This is a genomic window from Sphingomonas sp. CV7422 (assembly GCF_027945725.1).
Lineage (GTDB): Bacteria > Pseudomonadota > Alphaproteobacteria > Sphingomonadales > Sphingomonadaceae > Sphingomonas > Sphingomonas kyungheensis.
Genome location: NZ_CP115901.1, coordinates 85878 through 106651, shown reverse-complemented (window position 1 = coordinate 106651; position 20774 = coordinate 85878). Strand labels below are relative to the sequence as shown.

18 protein-coding genes are annotated in these 20774 nt (G+C 68.3%); 5 read left to right on the top strand and 13 right to left on the bottom strand.

What is annotated here, in order from left to right; genetic code table 11:
- Positions 1-68: 68 nt before the first annotated feature.
- Both PBN85_RS17695 and PBN85_RS17690 read right to left on the bottom strand, forming a co-directional pair.
- Positions 69-1355, bottom strand: coding sequence for a TonB-dependent receptor domain-containing protein (locus PBN85_RS17695; protein WP_271301084.1), 1287 nt, complete (start codon positions 1353-1355; stop codon positions 69-71).
- A gap of 105 nt (positions 1356-1460) precedes the next feature.
- Complete coding sequence (locus PBN85_RS17690) at positions 1461-2969, bottom strand: alpha-L-fucosidase (RefSeq protein WP_037535092.1); 1509 nt, start codon at positions 2967-2969, stop codon at positions 1461-1463.
- Between the two features lie 320 nt (positions 2970-3289).
- On the opposite strand from PBN85_RS17690, the gene PBN85_RS17685 reads away from it, so the two are divergent.
- Positions 3290-3589 (top strand): hypothetical protein, encoded by a 300-nt coding sequence (locus PBN85_RS17685; protein WP_271301071.1) that lies wholly within the window; start codon positions 3290-3292, stop codon positions 3587-3589.
- 52 nt (positions 3590-3641) lie between these two features.
- Here PBN85_RS17685 and PBN85_RS17680 read toward each other — a convergent pair whose 3' ends face one another.
- Both PBN85_RS17680 and PBN85_RS17675 read right to left on the bottom strand, forming a co-directional pair.
- Positions 3642-4406: an IclR family transcriptional regulator gene (locus tag PBN85_RS17680; protein WP_271301070.1), complete on the bottom strand. Its 765-nt coding sequence runs from the start codon at positions 4404-4406 to the stop codon at positions 3642-3644.
- Positions 4407-4480: 74 nt separating this feature from the next.
- Positions 4481-6484, bottom strand: coding sequence for a beta-galactosidase (locus tag PBN85_RS17675; protein WP_271301069.1), 2004 nt, complete (start codon positions 6482-6484; stop codon positions 4481-4483).
- A gap of 145 nt (positions 6485-6629) precedes the next feature.
- On the opposite strand from PBN85_RS17675, the gene PBN85_RS17670 reads away from it, so the two are divergent.
- Together PBN85_RS17670 and PBN85_RS17665 are read left to right on the top strand one after the other, a co-directional pair.
- The gene (locus PBN85_RS17670; RefSeq protein ID WP_271301068.1) at positions 6630-6932 is read left to right on the top strand and encodes a hypothetical protein; all 303 of its coding nucleotides are present in this window, start codon (positions 6630-6632) and stop codon (positions 6930-6932) included.
- 226 nt (positions 6933-7158) lie between these two features.
- Positions 7159-8193, top strand: a complete 1035-nt coding sequence (locus PBN85_RS17665) for a cache domain-containing protein (protein ID WP_037535080.1) — start codon at positions 7159-7161, stop codon at positions 8191-8193.
- A gap of 48 nt (positions 8194-8241) precedes the next feature.
- On the opposite strand, the gene PBN85_RS17660 is transcribed toward PBN85_RS17665, so the two are convergent.
- Positions 8242-10065, bottom strand: coding sequence for a diguanylate cyclase (locus PBN85_RS17660; protein ID WP_271301067.1), 1824 nt, complete (start codon positions 10063-10065; stop codon positions 8242-8244).
- Positions 10066-10252: 187 nt separating this feature from the next.
- Here PBN85_RS17660 and PBN85_RS17655 point away from each other — a divergent pair, with 187 nt between their 5' ends.
- Entirely contained in the window at positions 10253-12616 is a 2364-nt protein-coding gene (locus PBN85_RS17655) for a membrane-bound PQQ-dependent dehydrogenase, glucose/quinate/shikimate family (protein WP_271301066.1), read from the top strand.
- A gap of 84 nt (positions 12617-12700) precedes the next feature.
- Here PBN85_RS17655 and PBN85_RS17650 read toward each other — a convergent pair whose 3' ends face one another.
- From PBN85_RS17650 to PBN85_RS17635, 4 genes are all read right to left on the bottom strand, one after another.
- On the bottom strand, positions 12701-13903 hold the full coding sequence (locus tag PBN85_RS17650) for a cation:proton antiporter (protein WP_271301065.1): 1203 nt from the start codon (positions 13901-13903) through the stop codon (positions 12701-12703).
- Positions 13900-15465 (bottom strand): DUF389 domain-containing protein, encoded by a 1566-nt coding sequence (locus PBN85_RS17645; RefSeq protein ID WP_271301064.1) that lies wholly within the window; start codon positions 15463-15465, stop codon positions 13900-13902. The genes PBN85_RS17650 and PBN85_RS17645 overlap by 4 nt, the downstream gene beginning before the upstream one ends.
- A gap of 38 nt (positions 15466-15503) precedes the next feature.
- Positions 15504-16712 (bottom strand): hypothetical protein, encoded by a 1209-nt coding sequence (locus PBN85_RS17640; protein ID WP_271301063.1) that lies wholly within the window; start codon positions 16710-16712, stop codon positions 15504-15506.
- A gap of 163 nt (positions 16713-16875) precedes the next feature.
- Positions 16876-17571, bottom strand: coding sequence for a DUF4396 domain-containing protein (locus tag PBN85_RS17635; RefSeq protein WP_271301062.1), 696 nt, complete (start codon positions 17569-17571; stop codon positions 16876-16878).
- 262 nt (positions 17572-17833) lie between these two features.
- Between PBN85_RS17635 and PBN85_RS17630 the strand changes: the two genes are divergently transcribed.
- A complete protein-coding gene (locus PBN85_RS17630) occupies positions 17834-18346 on the top strand; it encodes an energy transducer TonB family protein (RefSeq protein WP_271301061.1) in 513 nt (170 codons plus the stop codon).
- Positions 18347-18548: 202 nt separating this feature from the next.
- Here PBN85_RS17630 and PBN85_RS17625 read toward each other — a convergent pair whose 3' ends face one another.
- The 4 genes from PBN85_RS17625 to PBN85_RS17610 all read right to left on the bottom strand — a co-directional run bounded on the left by PBN85_RS17625 (position 18549) and on the right by PBN85_RS17610 (position 20669).
- Positions 18549-18761 (bottom strand): hypothetical protein, encoded by a 213-nt coding sequence (locus PBN85_RS17625; RefSeq protein WP_271301060.1) that lies wholly within the window; start codon positions 18759-18761, stop codon positions 18549-18551.
- A gap of 595 nt (positions 18762-19356) precedes the next feature.
- On the bottom strand, positions 19357-19932 hold the full coding sequence (locus PBN85_RS17620; RefSeq protein WP_271301059.1) for a universal stress protein: 576 nt from the start codon (positions 19930-19932) through the stop codon (positions 19357-19359).
- A 111-nt stretch (positions 19933-20043) separates the two neighbouring features.
- On the bottom strand, positions 20044-20430 hold the full coding sequence (locus PBN85_RS17615) for a type II toxin-antitoxin system VapC family toxin (protein WP_037535390.1): 387 nt from the start codon (positions 20428-20430) through the stop codon (positions 20044-20046).
- Positions 20427-20669 carry an AbrB/MazE/SpoVT family DNA-binding domain-containing protein gene (locus tag PBN85_RS17610; protein ID WP_037535391.1) on the bottom strand — a complete coding sequence of 81 codons (243 nt, stop codon included), beginning with the start codon at positions 20667-20669 and terminating at the stop codon, positions 20427-20429. The genes PBN85_RS17615 and PBN85_RS17610 overlap by 4 nt, the downstream gene beginning before the upstream one ends.
- Positions 20670-20774 lie beyond the last annotated feature (105 nt).

Genomic DNA, 20774 nt, shown 5'->3' with positions numbered 1-20774 from the left:
AGGAGACGGGGATGGGAGAAAGGGCCCGGTCGGCTACCCTCTCCGGCGCGATCACGGTCAGCGCGGGCTCACCAGGAGCGGCTGACGATCAGCCGCACGTTGCGGCCGAACAGGGGGCGGCCGAAGATCGCGGTCGGCACGCCCTGGCCGAACCGGTCGCCCGCCGTATTGCCCTCGGTAAAGCCGTGCGCGTTGGTGATATTGTCGCCGACGACCTGCACCTGCCAGACGCCATCCGAGACGATCCCGCCGAGGCCGAACGACCCGTAGGCCGGCAGCGCGGTGGAATTGAAGAAGTCGGTGTAGCGGCGGCCGACATAATCGTAGCGACCGTAGAGGCTGACCTTGGTGGCGCCGAAAGCGACATCGGCGGTCGGGCGCACGTTGAGGAACAGCCTGGGCTCGCGGACGATCTGCTTGCCGTTGGCGCGGCTGCCGTCGAGGCCGGTGTTGCTGCTGAAGTTGAGGTAGCGCGGGTTCTGGACGGTCACCGACCCGGCGAGCGAGAAGGGGCCGGGCAGGCGCAGGCGACCGTCGGCCTCCATGCCCTTGGTTTCGGCGGTGCCGATGAAGGTGGTGGTCACATCGGCGCGGCCGGTCGCCGGGTTGAAGCCGGCGAAGCTGGCGTTCAGCGGATCGAACTTGGTGTAGAAGCCGGTGACGTACAGATAGGATCCACCCGCAGCGAGCTTGACGCCCGCCTCGTACAGCTTGGCCTTGGTCGGAACCACCGCGGGGGTGGGGTAGGTGAAGGCGATGGTGGTGTTCTGCGGCACGTCGAGCTGCGACGCGCGCAGATACATGCCGATATGGCGGCTGAGATCGTAATTGCCGCCGACCGTCCAGTTGGTCGCCTGCTGCTTGAGGCGCAGCGTGCCGATCGCGCCCGTGAAGCCGCGGGTATTGTTGTCGGCCAGCGTCGTCGGATCGCCGAGGTTATACGCCCCGGTCAGCCGGTCATAGCCGCTGTAGCTATACCATTCGTGGCGGAAGCCCGCGTCGAGGCGCAGCCGGTCGGTGATGTCCCAGCTGTCGGTGCCATAGAGCGCGATCAGCTGGCCATCGACTTTGCCGGCATTGAGCGACACCGCATCGTTGAGCGACCCATGGTCGGTGACATAGCCCGGCACCGCGCCGCTCGCCGCATAGGCGGCGAGGTCGAGCACGCGGGGCTGCGATTTCACCTGGATCAGATAGTTTTGATAGGCGGTGAACATCGTCTGGCCCCACAGCGAGCCGTAGCTGCCGACCCGGATGTCGTGCGTGCCGAAGCCGGTATCGAGCTTGCGCGTCACCGACAGGTCGCCCTGCGTCGAATAGAAATCGGTCTGGATCGCGCGATATTGCGCCTGCATCACCAGCCCCGAATCGGCCGACGGATCATAGGCGCCAAGGCCGCCGCTGCCGGCGCCGGCGCCGCCGCCGCCGCCGCCGCCGTGGCGTCATGGTGGGGCGACCGATCAGGCAAGCGTCATCGCCACCACGCTGGCATGGCGTGACGGCAAGGTGGCGGGCAGGTCGACGACCAGACCCTCCGCGGTCTGACGATAGGAAAGCGCCCCCTTGTGGCCGAGCAGGCGCACGGCGCGGACGGTGTCGGACCGACCGTCCGCCCCGCTGCGCAGCGCCGTCACGACAAGGCGGGTCTTGGGCTCGGTCAGCGTGATGGCATAGAGGGTCTTGCCGCGCGTGGTGAAGCGGATGTCGCCATCCACATAATCGGCCTTTTCCGAAAAGGCGCCCTCGGTCCCCTGTGTCGGCCCTTCGCCGAACCGCGTCCAGGGCCGCGTGCCGTGGATCGCCTCGCCGTTGACCGTCATCCACGCGGCAAGATCATCCAGCAATTGCTCGGACTGCGGGGGAAGGCTGCCGTCGCCGAGCAACACGACGTTGAGCAGCAGATTGCCGTTCTTGCTGACGACATCGGCGAGCGTCGCGATCACCTGCGCCGCCGTCTTGTAGGTGTCGTCCTGCTTGTAGAACCAGTCGCCGTTCGAAGTGTCGGTCTGCCATGGCTTGGGGTTGATCCCGGTCAGCGCGCCGCGCTCGACGTCCTGCGTCGACCAGGCGTCGCTGAATTCCCCCGAGCCGAGATTCTTGCAGGTGTAGACGACGTCGACGGTGCCGCGCTTCGAGCCGCCGTTATAGTAATGCGCCAGCATCTGCCGCCCGATGTCGCCGAACGGCAACCCGCCGTCCGAATAGAGCAGATCGGGCTTGTAGCTGTCGATCAGATCGCGGATCCGCTTGAGCCAGTGCGCCTGATAGGCCGCGTTCCGGGTATACCAGGACGCCGGCGTGTTGATGAACGGTTCGTCGCGATTGTCGTGGTAGAGATCGGCGTAGCGGGGATCGGCGCCGTCGTAGCTGACCCCCAGTTTCGGCCAGAACTGATCGTACAGATGGTTGGGATACCACCAGGTGTAGCTCGCCCCCAGATGTTCCGACACGCCGAAGCGCAAGCCGTGACGCTTGGCCGCCGCCTGCAACTCGCCGACGATGTCGCGCTTCGGCCCCATCACCGTGGCATTCCAGCGATGATGCCGGGATCGCCACAGATCGAAATTGTCGTGATGCACGCCCATCGAGACGATGTAGCGCGCACCCGCGGCGCGATAGCGCGCAACCAGCGCCTCCGGGTCGAACTTGTCCGCCGTCCACAGCGGAATGATGTCCTTATAGCCCTTCTCCGAAGGGTGGCCGTAGGTCTTGACGTGATGGTCGTAATGCGGGTGGCCGGGCGTATACATGAAGCGGGCGTACCAGTCGCCCTGGCCGGGTACCGCCTGCGGCCCCCAATGCGCCCAGATGCCGAACTTGGCATCGCGGAACCAGGCGGGCGTATCATAGGCGCTGAGCGATGTCGTCGTCGGCTGGAACGGCCCCGGTGCGATGGCCGGCATCGCCTGGGCCACGGCACGGCCGGCGCCGGCAGCCGCCACCGTCGTCCCCACCACGCCCCCGAGCATTTCGCGCTTGCTGATCTTCACCTCGTCATCCTCCCTTGTCGGCTGCGAAGGCCGCTATCGATCCGCCGCGCACGCATGAGACGGTAGCCTATCCGGCCCGCCATTTCGCCTCGGCCATTCATGAGAATTGATTTTCATATGTGACCTCTGCTGTCATCGCAGGGCTTGGCCATGGACGCAAGGGTCATCGGCGAGCCGCTGTCATCAATAACCATATACGAATATTCATTTTCACATGTGAAGGCTCATGATACGCCGTCGGGCAACGATCCGCGTCATGCGGGCGACGGGAGAGGGCAACGAGGGGTAACGATCACATCATGGTGGCCAAGTCGGCGCTCGCGAACGCGGTGGCGCTGGCGGGGGCACCCGTCGCGGCGCAGGCGGCACAGGATAGGCCGGCCGGATCGACGACGCAGCCGGCCGATGCCGCCGTAGACCGAGGCGGTGCGCGACTTCGTCATCCTGCATTACAAGCAGACGCAGCGGGTCGACACGCCGACCTGGTGCCGCCGGGGGAGGCCCGCGCAGCGCTCCGCCGGATGCACGCGCTGATGCAGAGGGGAGCCGAGGCGATGCCGACCCATGCGGGCTTCCTGTCGGGGGAACGGACCGGCTGAGCGCTCCCACGCCGTGACCGCACCGTCGCGGGCGATCGCAGCCGGCGCGGTTTCAGGCGGGGCGGTGACCGAGCGCGATCGACGTCGCTGCCGCCGCCTCCTTCAGCAGCGCGCGCGCCGCGATCAGCTCGGCCGCCTGCGATCCGCCGATCTGACCCAGGAACGGGATGGTGAGTGCCGCCGCCACGAACCCGTCGCGGCCGCATATCGGAAAGCTGATATCGGTCACGCCGCCCGTGATCGCGCTCTTGCGCTGCTCGTACCCCCGCTTGCGCACCGCGGCCAGCCGGGCCACGTTCGACGCATAGGCCTCATAGCCGATCGCATGCAGCAGACTGGCGCGCTGGTCTTCCGTGGTGAAGGCCAGCAGCACCTGTCCCGAGCAACTCGTCATCAGATCGACCTCGGCGCCCAGCCGCAGCGAAAAGCCCCGCGTACCCGGATTCTCCTCGCGGTGAATGACCAGACCCTTGGCGCCGTTCACGACGACGAGATGGCACGACTGGGCGGCCTCGCTCGCCAATTGCCGCATGAACGGACGCGCGGCCGCGACGACATCCTGCGCCGGCGTGGCGTGGAAGGCGAGGTCCAGCAATTTATACGAGACGGAATAGCGGTCGTCGGCACTGGATTTCTGCAGATAGCCCATCTTCTCCAGCACCACGACGATGCGGAACAACTCGCCGACCGAACGGCCGAGCAGCACCGCCATCTCGCTGACCAGCGCGCCGCCGGGTTGGCGGCGCAGCATCTCCAGTATCTCGAAGGCCTTTTCGACAGCCGGCGCGGCGTAGGACGCTTTCAGACCGTCGCGCATGCGCTCTCCCAATGCTGACCGGAGCGCGCCTTGCGATGCCCGTCCGGCAGTGTCAAATGCCGCCGGGCGCCAGGCTAGTGCATCAGCGCGACGCCATAGGGTTCGAGTTCGACCGTGCCGGTCGCGGTGCGACCGGTGAGGGCGTCGGTCCGGCGGCCATTGATGGTCACCTTTGCCGGCTTGGCCGTGGTGTTCACATAGAGCGTCCGGCCGTCCACGATCCGCGCGGAGACGCCGTCGGGCGTCACCGGCCCGGGCGTGATCCCGACCGAGGGGTAGAGCGAGCGGATCAACGGCTGGATGAATTCGGGCTGCGCCGCCGTGGCGAGATAGATCGCCCGCCCCTTGCCATAACGGTTGACGGTGATCGCCGGGGACGGATTGCCCGTGTTGGTGAAGCGGGCGAGCACCTGTGCGGTCGACGGTTCGAGCACCTCATAATAGGGGTCGCTGCCGGTCAGCGTCGCGGTGCCGAACTGCACCGTCAACGGCGTGTCGGCGCGGTAGAAGGCGTTGGTCCGCAGGCCGAAGACGTCGGTCAGCCCGCCGGGCAGGGGCGTGTCGAACCACTTGCCCGTCGCATCGACTTTCGCCGAATAGCCGGTCATCACGACGGTGCCGCCATTCTTGACATAGGCCCGGATCGCATCGGAGGTCGGCCGATCGACCAGATAGGCGGTCGGCATCACGATCAGCTTGTAGGTGTCGAGCCGATCATGGCCGACGTCGATCGTCGCCGCGTCGATATTGTCGCGGAAGAACGGGAAATAGGCGTTGCCGACCTGCTTGCGGTAATCGGCCTTGTAATATTCCTGCATGGTGTTGGGACCGGGCGGCGGATTGACCAGCCAATTGGTCTGATAGGAATAGGCGACCGCCACGTCCGGCCGGCCCGTGCGCGGGAACCCCAGATTCTTCAGCGTCTTCATCTCGGCGGCAATGCGTGCGAACTCGCCCACCTTCCAGGACGGCCGATCGTCATGATCGATCAGTCCGAACAGCGCCTGCTCCTCGCCGCCGAGATGCGAATTGAACGTCCAGGCGAGGAAGGCCTGGGAGTAATAAAGCAGGCCGAAATAGGCCCACATGCGGGACCGGCCCGGCGTGCCGTAATAGCCGCCCCCGCCCGCGGTGAATTCGTTGAACCAGACCGGCGTCGTATGGCCGGCGCGGTTGAACATCACGTCGACCGCCGCATCGGCCGGATCGCCGGGATAGAAGCCGAGCGCGCCATAGGTCGAGATCTCGTCCCACGAACGCAGGAAGTCGAACCCCTTCTGGCCGGCATAAGGCCAGAGGTTGGACAGGACCGGGACATCAGGCGCGCGTTGCTTGCGCACCGCCTCCAGATCCTTGAGCGCACCCAAGGTGTCGTCCGACCAATAGCGGCGCAGGTCGAGATAGCGTTCGTTGGGCCCCGGCCCCCGCTCATAGGGGAGATCGACCTCCGACCAGTCGTTGATGCGCCGCGACCAGCGTTGCGTCGCCCACGCCTTGTTCAGCGCCGCGATCGTGCCGTAGCGCTGCTGCAGCCAGGCGACGAACCGATCGCGATCCGCGGCGGAATAGGACATGCGACCGTTGCCGATCTCATTGTCATAGCCGATCGCGATCACCGCCGGATGCTTGGCGTAGCGTTGCAGCATCCGGTCGGCGAGGCGTTTCGCCAGGCGGCGGTAATCCGGATCGCTGATATTGTCCCAGTACCGGGTGGCGGCGTTCAGCCGGGTGCCGTTCTGGTCGACGATGTCGACGCCGGGATAATGTTTGTGCAGCCAGGTCGGCGCCGGCTCGCCGGGAATGTCGAGCACGACGCGGATGCCCGCCGCCTGCATCTGATCGAGGATCGCGTCGAACCACTCGAAGGTGAACTGGCCTTCCTGCGGCTCGAACGCGTCCCACGACAGATCGCCCATCCGCACCACGTTGAAGCCCGCCTGCTTCATCACCGCAATGTCCTGCCGGATCTGTGCCGTCGAGCGGTCGACGGGTTGGTAGTTGGTGCCGACGAACAGGTCGCCCTTGCCGGGCCATTGCGGATGCCCCTGCGCGCTCTGCGCCAGGGAGGATGTCGCCATCGATCCTGCCGCCCCGAGGCACATGGCCACCGAAAGCGCCGCCTTGGTCAGGTTACGACCCTTCACCATCATGCAATCCCCTCATTGGCATCGATACCGGCGCGCATGGCCCGCGCTGCCCGACTGTTCCGAAGTATGTGCACCTATGCAAACAAGTTATCATCTGCGCAAGACGATCGTCTCGACGGGCAAGGCGCAGGCATCCGTCCTCGCCTGGCCGATGATCGGCGTGTCCGACCTGACCGGGGGATGTGCCAGCCGATATGTCCGCTCCGTCTATCCGGTCGACCATCCGCCCGCCGCGGCTACCGTCGACCGGCGGGCGCTTCTCCTGTCGCCCGGGGCGATGGCGTTCCAGCCGCCCCTGTCGGACCGCAGCCTGGGCCATAGGGCGCGGGTCCGGCTGCTGTATCGTGGCGGCGACGGCTCGCCCCTTACCGGACGATGATCGCCATCGCGACGCTCGGCAGCGCGAGCGCCGTCACGCCGGCATAGCGCACCGGCCGCCATCAGCGATCTGGCGCCACACGGCGCGCCTGAGACGATCGATGCAGGCATCCGTGCGCCCCGCGACGCCCAGGCCTTTAATCTAAATCGCTGAAAAAGCCCGATACGGCCCTAGATGTTATGGTAAATACGCGGTACCGGCGGCAAACTGTTCACGAAAGCCATCGATGCCGCGCCGGATCCGTTCCCTGCTTCATTCGCTCAGCGGCGAAGTGCTGGCCCATGCCCAACAGGCCGAAGACATCGCCAGCCGCACCAACCTGCTCGCGCTCAACGCGACGATCGAGGCGGCGCGCGCGGGCGAGGCCGGCCGTGGCTTCTCGATCGTCGCGCAGGAGGTGAAATCGCTCGCCGGCTCGGCGCGCACCGCGGCGATGAGCTTCCGCGACGAGGTGCTCGGCTATCTCGCGACGGGGACCGCGCTGGCGGACGAACTGGCCAGCGACATGGAGGGCGGGCGGCTGGCGGACCTCGCCCAGTCGATCGCGGATACGTTGGGCCGCACGCTATACGATCGTTCGATCGACATCCGCATGCTCGCGACCGATTATTCGCTGGTCGAGGCGCTGCTGGTCGACCCGGCCGCGCCGCGCGTCGCGGCGCGCGCGCTCGACCGGCTGCGCACGTTGCTGGGGTGTTCGCCCTATTTTCTCAACGCCTTCGCCGTCAACAGCGACGGCCGCGTCGCGGTCTGTGCGCATGCCAATGCGGCGGTGCGCGACGTCGATTTCAGCGGCTATCCGCAATTCCAGCGCGCGATGGCCGCACCCGCCGCGGTCGAATGGATGACCGACGAGATCTGGCAAAACCCCTGGTCGAACGACCGCAAGGTGCTGATCTTCGTCGCGCCCGTCCGTTTCGAGGGGACGACGATCGGGGTCTGCTATCTCGAGTTCGATTTCGAGGGGCAGGCGGGCGCGATCATGAACGTCGTCAACCGCAAGGCGACCAATGCGGTCGGATCGATCGTCGACGCCGCGGGCAAGGTCGTCGCGACCACCGGCAGCTATGCCTGGCATGCGCCGCATCCGCACGCGACCCGGGACGAGATGGTCGCCAAGGCATCCGACGGGCTCAACACCGCGCAGGCGCGCGTGCTGTCCGATCGCGCGATCACCGACCTCCACCTGTGCTGCATCATCGAGGAGCATGTCGCCACCGAACAGGAGATCGCGCGGACGCTGGCGCAGCGCCGCCGATAGCGGGCGAACCCCGACGCGTCCGTCGCAATGGCGGTCGTCCCGCCGCCGTCAGGCCGCGACGAGGCTGATCGTCGCGCGGTTCCGGCCCTCGCGCTTGGACTGGTAGAGCGCGACGTCGGCGGCCTGGATCAGCGTCGAGCCGTCCCGCGCCATCGGCTCCGACCAGGTCGCGATGCCGAACGACATGCTGGTCGAGCCGAGGCTGCGGCTGCCGTGCCGGACGCTCAGCTCGGCGATCGCGCGCCGGACGATCTCGACGCGGCCGGCCAGCGCATCGGCGGTCGTGCCGGGGGCGATGATGGTGAATTCCTCGCCGCCGAAGCGGCAGACGACGTCGCCGTCGCGGAAGCGGCCGCGCATCTCCGCGGCGACATGCTGCAACACCGCATCGCCGGCATCATGGCCGAATTCGTCGTTGAACCGCTTGAAATGGTCGATGTCGCACATGACGAGGCTGAGCGGCGTACCGGCGCGGGCGGCGCGCGCGATCTCCAGCTTGAGCGTCTCTTCCATGTAGCGGCGGTTGAACAGGCCGGTGAGCGGATCGCGGATCGTCTGCTCGCGCAGCGAGCGCTGCAGGCGATGGTTGACCAGCGCCGAGGCGATATTCTCGGTCAGCACGGCCATGCGGAAACGATTCTCGTCCTCGATCCGGCCCTGCAGGTAGAGCACGCCGATCACCTCACCGCCCGCGAGCAGCGGCTCGCAATGATAGAGTTCGTCCGCGCCGACATGACCGCAGACGATGTCGCGACCCGCTTCGACGACCGAATGGCTCTGCCCGCGGCGCAACGCCCAGCAGCGTTCCGGCGCGAAGCCCTCGGCCGCGACGGCGGTGCCGCCCCAGCTGGCGATCGGCACCAGGCAGTTGCGCGAATTGTTGTGCGCGTAGAGGGCGCCGGGCAGGTTGGGCAGCACGCGCGGCACGAAGACCTTGATGATCTGCGCCAGTTCGTCGTCGGTGCGGGCGGCCTGCATGCGATGCGACATGCCGCCGAGCAGCTCGATCACCGAGCCGCGTTCGCGCAGCGTCTCGCTGTTGCGGTGCAGTTCGGCATTGGCGGTCTGCAACTGCCGCTCGCTGTCCGCCCGGTCGGCGACGGCGGTCCTCAGCCGCTCCGCCATCGCGTTATAGCCGCGGGCCAGCCGGTCGAACTCCTCGGACCCCATCCGCCCCTCGATACGCGCGTCCTGCTCGCCGCCGCCCAGGGCGGTCATGGCACGCATCATCGTCGCCAGCGGCCGGCGGATGCCGCGGATCAGCAGCGCGAAGCTGCCGACGACGAGCAGCGCGACGACGACCGCGCCGATGATCGCGAGCCGCCGCCCGCCGGCGAGCCGCCGGTCCGCCGCATCCTGCCGGCTCGTCTGCAAGGCGCGCTCCTCGTCGAGGAAGCCGGTGGCGCGGACGCTGATCGCATCCATCAGCTCACGCCCGCGCCCGCTGGCGACGATGGCGACCGCGCCGGCGAAATCGCCGCGCCGCGCGAGGACCAGCGGCTGGCGCAGGAAGACGGCGCGCTGCGCCATCAGCGTCGCGATCTCGCGCGCCCTGGCATGTTGCAGCGGGTTGTCGGCGGTCTGCCGGACCGCGACCGCGATATTGCGCGCCGAGCTTTCCACCCGTTCGGCGAACGACCGGGCATAAGCGGGATTGCGCGTGATGATGAAGCCGCGCTGGCCCGATTCCGCCTCGCGCAGATCGCCGAGCGCCGCCTCGGTCGTCTCGATCACCTCGGCCGAATGGCCGGCCCATTCGAAGCTCTGGCTGGTCTGCCGGGACGCATCGACAAGCAGGCCGGCCAGCGAGGCCAGGGCGATCAGGACGACGAGGCCGATCGCGGCGATCCGTGCTGAGAGAGACGACAACATGCCGGCGACGGTAGCGGCCAGAATTTAGCATCCTGTTACCCGGTCGCCGTCCGGCACGACGGCGTATCGAACGTGCCTGACGCGGGCGCGGGCCGTATGTCCGTGTCTTGGGACGGTCCGGGTCGCCATCGCGTAACTTCTGCCAAGTTCGGACGTTGACCGCCAAACGGGCGGAAGGACGCAAGGCATGGCTCGGCTGTACAGACTGGCGCTCGCTTGGTGCCTGGCCATTCTCGGCGGTTTCTTCGCCGTGGCCGGTGGCGTGCTCGCCTCGCTCGGCGGGTCGCTCTATTATTTGGTCGCCGGGCTGGCGATGATCGCCAGCGGCGCGTTGCTCGGCCGTGCGCCGCGGTCGGGCCGCTGGCTGTTCGGCGCGATCTGGCTCGGCACACTGATCTGGGCCGTGTGGGAAGTCGGGCTGGACGGTCTGCAGCTCGTGCCCAGGCTGGTCGCGCCGACCGTGCTGCTGGTGCTGGTGCTGCTCACCGGCTGGCGCCCGCGGGCGTGGCGGCCCGATCGGCGCGCGGTGGCCGCGACGACCGCGATGCTGCTCGCGCTCGGCATCGGCGGGGTCGTGCTGCATGGCGCGGGGGCAGGGGCGCAGGGCGCGGGCGGCGCCACCCTTCCCGCCGCCCCGACCGGCGAGGCGGACGGCGACTGGCGCGATTATGGCGGCACGCTGTCGGGCCGGCGCTATTCCGCGCTCGCCGATATCACGCCGCAGAACGTCGGCCGGCTCGAGCTCGCCTGGACGCAGCGCACCGGCGACCTGCCGGTGGCGGCCGAGACGCAGGAGCACAAGCGCGAATATCATTCCGAGGCGACGCCGATCCATATCGGCGACACGCTCTACACCTGCACGCCGCATTCCTTCGTCCAGGCGATCGACGCCACCACCGGCAAGACCAAGTGGAGCTGGCACGAGGATGCGCCGATCGCCGGCAACAATTATCTGGTCTGCCGCGGCGTCACCTATTTCGAGGCGCCGGCGGGGACGCCGTGCCCGCACCGCATCTTCGCGCCGACCTTCAACGCGCGTCTGGTGGCGCTCGACGCCGACAGCGGGCGGCCCTGCCCGAGCTTCGCGCAGGGCGGCGCGATCGACCTGCGCGCCAATATGGGGACGTCGAAGCCCTCGGATCAGATCGGCACCACGCCGCCGGTCGTCGTCAACAATCGGCTGATCATCGGCGAGCGGATCATCGACAACGTCAACCGCGACATTCCGTCGGGCGTGGTGCGCGCCTATGATCCGGTGTCGGGCGCGCCGGTCTGGGCGTGGGACGTCGGCCGCTCGCCGGACGCGATCGCGCCGCTGCCCGCGGGGCAGACCTATACGCGCGGCACGCCCAACGTCTGGGGCGCGATCACCGCCGATGCCGCCAACGGCCTCGTCTACCTCGGCACGGGCAATGCCTCGCCCGATTACTGGATCGGCTATCGCCGGCCGTTCGACGATCGCTTCGGCTCGTCGATCGTCGCGCTCGACGTCGCGACCGGCAAGCTGCGCTGGACGCGGCAGCTCGTCCACCGCGACATGTGGGACATGGACCTGCCGATCGGCCCGTCGCTGTTCGACTATCGCGCCCCCGATGGGCAGGTGATCCCGGCGCTGATCCAGACCAGCAAGATGGGGCAGGTGTTCTTCCTCAACCGCCTGACCGGCGCGCCGATCGCCGCGATCACCGAACGGCCGGTGCGCACCGACGGCGCGACGCCGGGCGTGCGCGTCTCGCCGACCCAGCCCTTCTCGACCGGCATGCCGAGCTTCACCCCGCCCGCGCCGACCGAGGTCGCCACCTGGGGCGCGACGCCGATCGACCAGCTCTTCTGCCGGATCGACATCCGGCGGGCGCAGGGCACGGGCATCTATCAGCCGATGGGGCTGAAGCCGATCATCGGCCATCCCGCCTTCGACGGCGTCACCGACTGGGGCGGCGCGGCGGTCGATCCGGTGCGCGGCATCATGACGGTCAACACGATGGAGATGCCGTTCAAGCTCTGGCTGATGCGCCGCGACGATCCGCGCGTCGCGTCGCTGATGAAGCAGAAGCAGGGCGGCGAGAATGCCATGCAGGCGCAGCTCCAGACGCAGTACAACACCCCCTATGTCGCGGTAGTGAAGGCCTGGGTCGGCATCTTCGGCGCGCCCTGCGTCGCGCCGCCTTGGGGGCATCTCACCGCGGTCGATCTCGGCACGCGCAAGGTGGTGTGGCGCAAGGTGCTGGGGACGGCGCGCGACACCGGCCTGTTCGGATCGCATCTCGGCGTGCCGATCAAGACCGGCGTGCCCAATCTCGGCGGCTCGATCATCACCGCGGGCGGCCTTGCCTTCATCGGCGCGACCACCGACCAATATCTGCGCGCCTTCGACCTCAATAGCGGCAAGGTAGTGTGGAAGGCGCGGCTGCCGGCGGGCGCGCAGGCGACGCCGATGACCTATCGCGGGCGCGACGGGCGGCAATATGTCGTGATCACCGCGGGGGGCCATGGCGCGCTGGGGACGCGCTACGGTGACTATACGCTGGCGTACGCCTTGCCGAAGCGCTGACGGCGCTTCGGCGTCGGCAACCGGATCGCGCGCCGCCGTCGCGTCACGGCCGGTCGCCCGTCGCCGGCGCGATGCCGCGGCCGGTCAATGCTCCGCCTCGTCCGACCCGGTCAACCGCCAGTGCCGCAGCAGCCGCGGCATCGTCAGCCCCTGCGCGAAGATCGAGAAGGCGACGACGCCGAAGGTGACGACGACGATCTCGCCGCGCTCGGCGACGCTCGCCGGCACCGCCAGCGCCAGCGCGAGGCCGACCGCGCCGCGCAATCCGCCCCACACCAGCACATGCTGATAGGTCGCGGGCAGCCGCAGCCCCGATCGGGCGAACGGCAGCGCCAGCGGGTAGACCGCGGCCGCACGGCCGACCAGCGTCAGGACGATCGCGACGACCAGCGGCAGCGAGACCAGCGCGATCGGCTGATGCGCCTCGTGGCTGCCGATCAGCAGGAACAGGCAGGAATTGGCGAGGAAGGCGGCATAGGCCCAGAAATCCTGCACATGCTGACGACCCGCGACCGAGATCGAACCGCGCGGCCCGACGTTGCCGACGATCAGCCCCGCCGCCAGCGCCGCGAACACGCCCGAGGCGTGGACATGTTCGGCGAGCAGGAACGATCCCCAGGCGACGACGGTGGTCAGCGTCACCTCGACCAGATGGTCCGTCGTCCGGCCGGCGAGGGTCAGCACGCCGATGCCGATCGCCGCGCCGATCACCAGACCGCCGGCGACCGTCCACAGCAGCGCGAGCGCGGCGCCCGATGCGGTCAGCGCCTCGCCATTGGCGATGCCGATGAGGATCGCGAAACCGACCGCGGCGACGCCGTCGTTGAGCAGGCTTTCGGATTCGACCACCATGCTGAGCCGCGGCTCGGCCTTCATCTCCTTGAAGGCGGCGATCACCGAGACCGGATCAGTCGCCGCGATCAGCACGCCGAAGAAGGCCGCGCCGAGCAGGCTCCAGCCGAGCAGCAGGTGCATGCCGCCCGCGACCACCGCCGCGCTGACCGCGACGCCGAAGAAGGCGAGCACCAGGGTCAGCGGCATCTCCCGGCGGAAGCGCGACCAGCGCAGCTGCATCGCCGCCTCGAAGATCAGCGGCGGCAGGAAGACGTTGAAGATCAGCTCGCGCGACAGCGGCAGCGCGGCGCCGACCGGCGAATAGGCAAGGCCGATCCCGGCGAGCACCAGACCGGCCGTATAGGGCAGCCCGATCCGCCGCGACACCATCGCGACGAGCGAGGCGACGACGAGCAGCGTGCCGAGGTCGGTGAGGCCGATATCGCCGCTCATCGGCCGCCCCCCGCCACCGGCGTCAACGCGAACTGCCGGCCCGCGGCGGGGGCGGGCTCGGTCGCGATGCCCTGCTGCCGCAACAGCGCGGCGACGGCGAGGGCGCGCCGCTGGCTGAGCGTCGGCGCCTCGGGCGGCATGCCGGCGGGCAGGCCCGGCACGGTCAGCGCCGAGACGTTCCAGCGGTGCGCCGCCCAGGCCGAGGTGGCGACGGCGTCGCTCGCCGCCGCGTCGAGCGTGTCGGCGCCGTCGGCGAAGGCGATCGGCGGCAGCGGTCCCTGCGGCGGGACGATCGCGACGTCCCAGTCGTCGCTTTGCTCGGCCGCGCGCCGTTCGAGCGTGCGATAGGTCGCGACGCTCGCGCCGGGCAGCGGGGCGGCGGCCGCGACCGCGCGATGATGGTCGCGGTCGATCGTCACCGCATCGGGGGTGATGCCGGTGATCAGCGCGATGCCGTTCGCCAGATCGGTCACCCGCTGCGCGGCGCTGTTGGTCGCCTCGCCCGCCTGGCGCAGCTCCTCGCGCTGCGCTGCCAGCGCGTCCGCCCCGGCGCCGAGCAGGATCTGGTCGAGGTTGAGGCGCACCGGCCGCGCGAGCGCCGTCGCCAGCGCCGCCTGGATCGCGCTGGTCTTCTGCATCGCGCGGCGCGGGGTGATGACGACCGCGCGCACGACGATCGGCTCGGCGGTGAAGTCGATGTCGAGCTGGGTCACGCGCGCCGCCTCGCCGAACCGTTCCGACAGCAAGGAGCGGGTCTGCGACGTCGCCAGCGCCTCGCGGCCGATCCGGTTGAGCGAGATGCCGAGCGGGATCGCCATGCCGATGAAGACCAGGGTCAGCACGATGGTCTGCATCCAGCCCTGGCGCCGCGACAGATGATGGCCGAAGCCGTAGAAGCGCGCCATCACCGTCGCCGACAGCGCGATGGTGATGAAGTTGGTCACGAACAGCGCGAAGGCGCCCATGCCGACCGGTGCGTTGCGCGTGGCGATGCCATAGCCGACCACCGCGAGCGGCGGCATCAGTGCGGTCGCGATCGCGACGCCGACGATCGTGTCGCCGCGCCCGCGGATGATCGCGAAGGTGCCGGCGAGCGCGGCGAACAGCGCGACGGCGAGGTCGAACAGATTGGGGCGCGTCCGCGCGACGATCTCGGCGGTCGGCGCCTGCAGCGGCGAGGCGAGGACGAGCAGCGCGGTGAACGCGATCGCCACCGCCGAGCCGATCGCCAGCGCCTTGAGCGATCGCCTGAGCTCGCGGAAATCGAACAGCGCGAGGCTGAAGCCGAAGCCGAGGATCGGGTTCATCAGCGGCGAGATCAGCATCGCGCCGATCACCACCGCCGGCGACGACAGCAGCAGCCCCAGTTCGGCGATGCCGGCCGACATCATCGTCATGAAGGCGAAACGCGGGCTCCAGCCGCTCTCCTCGATGACGCGCGCCAGCACCGCCTCATGGTCGACGCGGCCGACCACCGACGTGCGCCACCAGCGATAGAGCGCGAGGCGGCCGAGCTGTCCGGCGGCCGCATGCCGGTCGGCGGGAAGGGTGGGGGAGGTCATCGGCGACTGTGAATCCTGCATGCGCGTCGGGAGGGGGGTCAGCTTTCGGCCGGCGCGCCGACCGCGACCGCGGTGAGGCAGATCAGGCCGATGGCGACGAAGCCGCAGCGGTGACGCCAGTCGCCGACGCCGTTGCGCCGCGCCACCGCGAAGGCCAGCGCGCATTGCAGCGCGTAGAACAGGGCGAACGCCCGCGACGACAGCGCCACCACCTGGAACGGATCGGTCAGCCAGACGACGCCGATCGCCAGCATACCGGCGAGCGCGAAGGCCAAGGGCACGGGCACGCGGCGTCGCGACACTTCGTTGATCAGCCCGCCCGCGCCGATCGAATCGGCGACCGCCGCGCTGAGCTGGCTCGATACCGCGCCGGCGAGCACGAAGGCGCCGAGCGCCGGAGCGATCAGCTGCATGATGTCGAGGATCCCCGCCACCCCCTCGGTCTGCGCCGCGCGCGACAGGAAGGGGGTGAGCAGCGCGATGAAGGCGAGATAGATGGCGGAGGCGATCCATTGCGCATGGCGCATCGTCCGGATCCGCAGCTCGGCGGGATAATCGTGGCCGAGGTAGCGCGACGTCTCGAACCCCTGCACCGTGATGATCAGGCCGAGCAGCATCGGCAGGCTGGCCCAGCCCACCCGCGCCGGCGGCAGCGGCTGGACCGCGCCGCCCGTCACCCAGGCGATGGCGAGCGCCACCAGCAGGCCGGCGATGATGCCGATCTTGATCGACACCGTGCCGTGCGCGACATGCTCGACCTTGCGCAGATCGCCGCCGAGCGCGAGCAGCGTCATCGCCGCGATCAGCACCGTGACGACGATATTGGCGATCACCGGTTGCCAGGCCGGATCGACCGCGATCGGCTTGAGCGAGAATTCCGCCAGCAGCTTCAGGTAATAAGCGACCGACACCGCATAGGCGAGGGCGAGCACGCCCTGGGTGATGCGCGCCGTCCAGGCGATCGGATCGGCGAAGGGGGCGGTCGCCAGATGATCCTCGACATGGCGGATGTTGAAGCGGATCACCCATCCGGCGGCATAAGCGATCGCCAGCAGCGCCGCCATCGCGAGGAGCGCCGCGCCGCCGAACTCGCGCGCCAGCAACGGCCCGCAGATCAGGAAGCCCGAACCGATGATCGACGCGAGCGGCGTCACCGTCGCGCGCCAGCCATCCGATCGCGCGAACGGGCTGACGGTCAGCCATGCCGCGACGAGGATCGAGACGCCGAGCGCGATGATGACGATCATGGAGGACTCCGGTGACGGGATCAAAGCGGCCGCTTTGCAGCCACGGCAGGGGTGCGGCTATCCTCGGGACCGCGTCGCCGTCTGTCAACCAAGGTTAACATTTCGCAACGTCAGCGGCGTGCCGGCAAATGCCGGCTCCGCGACGGAATAATCGACGCGCGCGCTACATCGCCTCCTTGACGCCGTTTCGCACCAGCAGCCAGTTCATCGGATAACTGGTACAGAAACCGGCGAGCATCGCGATTTGCATCGCCATCCAGAACTCCGGCTGGCCGGGTTCGGCGAGGCCGCCGAACTGCGGCGCGAACCACAGGAACTGGATCAGCGCCATGCCGCCGTACATGCCGATTTGCCACGCGCCGATCGACAGCACGTCCGCCTTGAGCGCGGCCCTGATGCCCTCGCCCGGCGACAGCTGCCGCATCGGCACGATGCTCCAATATTGAAAGCCGATGCCGAACAGGAAGGCGAACAGAAAGTCGGGGATCCAGAGCGCGACCATGCGCGTGCCGAACAGCGTGCCATAGCCGAACCAGACCGCCACCGCCGGCACCGCGAGCGCGAGTCCCTCGGCGACGATGTCACCGAGCGTGCAGCCGGCCCCGCAATGGCTCGCCCCCTTGAGCACCGAGACGGCGAAGGGCGTGTCCTCGTCCTGCCGCGTCGCGCGTCCCCAGCGATAATAGATCGCCAGCCACACCAGGCTGCCGAACAGCGCGGTCAGCGGCCAGACCAGCGCCATCACCGCCATCTTGGGCGGGTGCCGCCAGACATCGAGCGCGATGGTGATCGCGCAGGCCACCGCCAGCGACAGCGAGGCGATCGCCGCGAGGTGCAGGGAGGCCGGAACGTTCGTCATGACCGTGTAACGCGACACGCCGGCGATGGCTGCCGTCCGTCGTCCGGCGACGCGCGCCGCGGCGGACGATCGTCGACCGGGCAAGTGGTTCAACGCACACGCTTTATCTTGACATTTGGCCCGTTCCGGCACAATTTCGCGGCGAGTCGAAGCGCGACCGCAGACCACGTTTCCCTCATCGACCAAAGCGACCATGCGGCAAACGCCCGCAGGTTTACGCACGTGTCTGATGGCCGATCACCTGGCAGTGGGAGATCGAAACATGAAACGACTGTTCCTCACAGCGATCGTCATAATGTCTGTTCTGTTCCCGGTCGCCGAAGCGAAGAAGCGACCCACCGATATCCATGTCACCGCGCCGGCCACCGTCCAGCTCTGGGCGGCGCAGCTTTCGCGCAGGATCAACGATGCGATGCGCTATCCGGTCGCGATGAGCCCGACCGAACGCCTGTATGGCTTCGCGCACGTCCGCTTCACTATGAACGCGGACGGAAGTTTGCGGAGCGTCTGGTTCTGCCGCAAGTCCGGCAACCGGCAGATCGACCAAGCCGCGCTGAACGCCGCATCGAAACTGAACGGGCTCGCCAGCCTGCCGGCGGGTATCGCGTCGGGACGGCAAATCGAGGCGCAGCTGTTCTTCGCGGAAGACGAAGAGGAGATGCGCGATATGGTGCGGGCCAACACCCGAGTCCGGGATCTGCCGGCCGATGCCCTTGCCGAACGCACCGATCCACCCCTGGTTCTTGCATCACTGGCTCGGATGCCGGGCAGCTAAGGCCGCCGGGCATTCCAGGGGGGCGCAGTCCGATGGCTCTGCGGGTATCGGGCTGCGCCTTCGCGGAGGGCGCGGCGACGGATCGATGGTGAGCGCGCCGACGGCGCGGGCAAGTCGGTCCGGTGCGGCGACTGCTGGCATTCGACGAGGTCGTCGGAGGGGGCAGATCGAGGTCGCGCTTTCGCGCGGATCGACCGGGGCGTTACTTCGGCGCCGGAAAGTCCGTCGGCGCGGCATTGCCATCCAGCACCTTGTTGATGAACGATTCGGTGCCGCACGCCTCGAGCGATCGACCGAGCTTGATCGCCACCTCCGGCTTCATCCGGACCCTGCGGCCGTCGCTCGCCTCCAGAAAGACGTGGCCATCATCGACCCACACCCGCGGCGACTCTCCATATTCGATGAACACGGACATAATCCATCCTTTCCATGGATCGATACGTGCCGACAGGATGATCTTGGACGCGGATCGGAGAGTGGAATTATCGTTTAACTGGCCGAAGGTCGCGTGATCTGCTCTCCGGCGCAGACCAGACGTGCATGTTCTTCCTGTCGATGTATTGGGATCGTCTCCACGAATACAGTCCGGACAGGATAACGATCACAAGCTCAAGGAGCCAGATCACGCACAGGATATCGGCGATCATAGCAATGAATGACACGACCATCCTCCCTGCTGCACAGCCGAGAGCCTGAACGGTATACGATATTAAATGATCTTACGACGAGCGATCTATGCAAGCTCTTCGACTCGCGCGATAATGGTGCCGAATCGGTCGTTTGTCAATCGCCGGAGAGCTTCGCAACGCGGATCAATTTTGGGTGATCGTAGACCTGCCGGCAATTGGAACCGGACGTTACTTGCGCAACCCGACGGAGGCCGATGGAGTCTCCCCCGCCAGCAGCGTCTCGGCCGATTCGAACTTGGCCCCGCCCGCCCCATGGAGGTTGGCGTTCCGATGGGGATAGCCCCGGTCGAGCCGCCCGAGGCGCTGCTCGCCTGGCGCGCGTCAATACGCGAAGAGGACCGGCACCGGGCTTTCGTCGAGCATCGTCCGTGTCACGCCGCCGAGCAGCGCCTCCTCGAGACGGGAATGGCCGAAGCCGCCCATGACGACGCGGTCGGGCGCGCGCGCGGCGATCGCGGTGAGCAGCGTCTGCGCCGTGCACCCCTGTGAGGATTGCCATGGCTCGATCCGCGCAGCGACGCCGTGGCGGGAGCTATAGGTCGCGGCATCCTCGGCGGGCAGTCCGGCGCGACCGTCCGCGACCGTTAGGATCGTCGTCGCCGTCGCCTGCGCGAGGATCGGTGTCGCGGCCTGCATCGCGGCGACCACACCGGGCGATCCGTCCCAGACGAGCAGCACCCGGTCGAGCGCGAGCCGCGGGCAGCCTTGCGGCACCGCGAGGATCGGCTTGCCCGGTCGCACGATCAGCTCGCCGGCGATGCGGCGCATGTCGAGCAGCGACGGGCTGTCGAGCCGCCGGCTGACGACGACGAGGTCGCTGCAGCCGATATGGTGGCGCAGCGCCGCCGCGGCATCGCCGGTCGCGTCGATCCAGTCCCAGCGCACCTTCGCCCTCACCGACCGCGCGCGCTTCTGAGTTCGCCGGGCCCGCGCTTGGTCACGTCGGATCCCGGCCATCGGGTCGGGATCCGGACATCGGTGCCCGCGCCATCCCGGCGCCCGACGCCCCTACCGGATCGCCACCACCTTGACCCCCGCCGCATCGGCGATCGTCTTCCACTGGCGGTCGGCGGTCCAGGCCGGCAGGCCGTCGCGTTTGGCGAGCGCGAGGCAGAAGCGGTCGCCGAGCGACAGGCCGCCGGTGACGGTATGGATGCGCAGCCGCCCCGCCTCGCGCGCCAGATCGATGTCGGCGGGGACGAGGTCGATCGGCAGCGGCCGCAGCAAGCGGTCGACCGCGTCGTCGGGCATGCCGAGCTTGATGTAATGCGACGCGACCTCGGCCATGTTGACCACCGACATGCGGCTGCCCGCGAGCGCGCCCTCGACCTTCTTGGCCCCGGCCTCGCCGCGCAGCATCGCGAGCAGGGCCGAGGCGTCGAGCACCACCGTCACTCGCCCGACTCGCCGGCACGGCTGGCGAGGAAGTCCTCGACGCTGGCGCCGGGCGTATCGCGATACGGCCGGGCCAGCGCCTGCGCCTGCGCCACGATCTGCGACACGGTGCGCAGCACGACGCCGTCGGCAGTCTCGTCGAGATAGACCGCGCCGCCATCGACGAGTCCGAGCCGCTTGCGGATGTCCGCCGGCAGGCTCATGCGTCCGTTGGGCGTGATGTTGACCTGCACGGTCATCGGAAAACCTCGTCGCTGCTATGGCTATTGTTTGCATATATATCTCGCGACATGTCGTGGGACAAATACGAACGTACATGACGCAATGACGTGCGTGTGACACGC